The organism is Brachybacterium tyrofermentans (assembly GCF_014897585.1).
Lineage (GTDB): Bacteria > Actinomycetota > Actinomycetes > Actinomycetales > Dermabacteraceae > Brachybacterium > Brachybacterium tyrofermentans.
This window is the reverse complement of record NZ_JABUXW010000071.1, coordinates 1-2,480: the sequence shown is the minus strand read 5'-3', so window position 1 is coordinate 2,480 and position 2,480 is coordinate 1. Positions and strand designations below refer to the sequence as shown.

Sequence of the window (2,480 nt, the reverse complement as noted above, 5' to 3'; positions counted from 1 at the left end):
GCACCTGAGGCAACGACCAACTCATCCGGAGGTATTGACATGAGGCATCACGGTGCCCCCTGCGCCTCAGGGGTCCGATTTCAGCGGATCCGGCGTCCGCATCAGATCTCACTGTTTTCACGTCGCTACTGCGATGCTGGCGGTCTCCGCTCGTAGCCGAGGGCAGTGATGCGGTGTGTTGACCTCTAGCTCATGTCTACTCGTGCCGAGCGGTTGCGCTCCGGATGATGGTTCTGGCGAGGTCGAAGGCTACGAAGGCGACGAGGGTGACTCCGAGCAGGGGGAGTGCGAGGCCGAAGACTGCGGCGATCGCGATGAGGATGCCGTAGGCCGCGGTGGTGTCGACCCGGCGCCCGGGAGCGGTAGGAAGCCCGGTACGCGGTGGCTTGGGGCGGCGTCGCCACCACATGCGGTACCCGATGACGATGAGCGTGATGACGGCTCCTGCGATGGCGATGAGCAGGAGCTGGTTGAGCCAGCCGAAGAGGATGCCCATGTGGAAGGAGATGCCGGCTTCGGCGAGCTTCCCGGCGACGGGCCAGTCGGCGAAGCGCACGGTCTCGACGACTGTTCCTGAGGCGGGGTCGATCGCCATGGAGTCCTGCTTCAAGGGCCAGGACCTCTGCACCTGGGAGACCACCCACGCCCCTCCGTCGGTGCTCGGGGTGATCGCCACCGGGTCCGTCAGGCCCTCGGCACGGGCCACGTCGAGCACGCTCTGCGCGGTGGCAGGGACCTCCGCTTCGGCGACCGGGGTGGTGGTCGCCGCCTCGGAGGAGAGGTAGGGCGTTGACCAGCTCAGGCTCTGACGCAGCGCGCTGAAGTTGCCGCCCGCGAACTGGGACCAGGTCAGTCCGGTGGCGGAGAGGAAGAACAGTCCGATCGCGGCCCAGACGCCGATGGTGGCGTGCAGGCTCATGGAGCGCTGGCGCTGCGGTCCTTTCCGCTGGGGAAGGAGGTAGGCGCGGGCGGTGCGGGCGCGGACCTTGCGGGTGACCCAGATGATGAGTCCGCTGAGGGCGAGGACCCAGAGCCAGCTGGCGGCGACCTCGCTGTACCAACGGCCGGCGTCACCGAGATGGAGGTTGCGGTGGAGATCGTCGAACCAGGTCCGCAGCGGCAGCCACTCCCCGAAGGTGTTCAGCACGCCAGTCACCTCCCCGGTGTAGGGGTCGACGAAAGCGGTGAGCTGCCGATCCTCGCGAGCGGAGGGGGAATCAAACGTGACACGAGTGGTGGACTCGGAGTCCTTGGGCGGGCGGATCTGCGTGATCGTGCCGTCGGTGACCTCGCTCTGCGCGGCCTCGATCTGCTGCGCCAGTGGCACCATCTCTGTGCCCGCTGGGGCGCTGGCGTGGAGTTCCTTGTCGTAGACGACCTGTTCGATCTGCGGGGTCAGCGCATAGAGGATGCCGGTCGCGGCGGCGACGAGGAGGAACGGAGCGATGAACAGCCCGACGTAGAAGTGCAGGCGGAGGGTGAGCTCTCGCAGCTCGTCGCGCAGCCGGCGCGGACGGGAGGTGTTGCCTCCGGTGGGGCGGGGCGGGGCTTGGGTGGCCATCAGGTCGGGCCTTTCGCGGTGACGGGGAGGTGGCGTGAGCTGAGCTCACATGAGGGCGAGCATGAGCGCCATGCCTGCGGCCATGAGGAGGTGGCAGGCTGAGTGGGCGCGGTGCGCCGGATCGCGGAGAAGGCGCACGAGCCACCACACGGCGATCACGGCGCTGAGCACGACGGCCCCCCAATTGACTGCCTCCGCCCAGACGGGGGTCGGGGTCATCTCCATCGCCATCTCGTCCCCGGTACCGCCGCCGTGGTGTCCGGCGTGCGCATCGGCAGAACCTTCCATGGCGTGGCCCATCAGCAGCGGCATCGCCAGCAGCATCCAGATCATCGCGGCGTTAAGAATCACGTGGCTGACCACTCCGGCACGCTCACCCACGGCGTGGACAGCGGGTAGGCCGAGCAGCATCACAACGCCAAAGAGCGCGAAGAGGGCGACCTGAATCCAGGTCCCGGCCGTGCCGACTGGTCGCCACACCATCAGCAGCATCGCCAGGCTCATCACGAGGTGGTTCACGTGCACTGCCGTCGCTATCGGCCCATTGTGGGAGGCGTGCACGGACTCGGTGGTCACTGCGGCGGGCGTGCGATGGCTCTGCGCGAGGTGCAGTGCGCAGAGTACGGCCGTTGCGAGGAAGATGGCGGTCAGCACGAAGGACCAGGGAGACTCAATCACGATCCCGAACTCTACACGCCGTAGAAATAATAGGGTGCGGCGAGTCCGCTGGGCTGCGATACCGTGTGGCACGCTGCAGGCGTACAGACAGCAGGAAGCGGTGGGGTCATGGCGGGTGTGAGATCTCGGTCTGCCGGAGCGCTAGAGGCTCTGGTGATGCGCGCCTTGTGGACCGCCGCCGCACCACTTAGTGCCAGCGCGATCCAGGTGACCTTCGATGACCCCGCACCCGCCCAGACCA

2 protein-coding genes are annotated in these 2,480 nt (G+C 67.3%); both read right to left on the bottom strand.

Going from position 1 to position 2,480, the window contains the following annotated elements; genetic code table 11:
• Positions 1–196: 196 nt before the first annotated feature.
• Entirely contained in the window at positions 197–1,561 is a 1,365-nt protein-coding gene (locus tag INT49_RS20695) for a PepSY-associated TM helix domain-containing protein (protein WP_114306491.1), read from the bottom strand.
• Positions 1,562–1,606: 45 nt separating this feature from the next.
• Entirely contained in the window at positions 1,607–2,239 is a 633-nt protein-coding gene (locus INT49_RS20690) for a DUF5134 domain-containing protein (RefSeq protein ID WP_114306490.1), read from the bottom strand.
• Positions 2,240–2,480 lie beyond the last annotated feature (241 nt).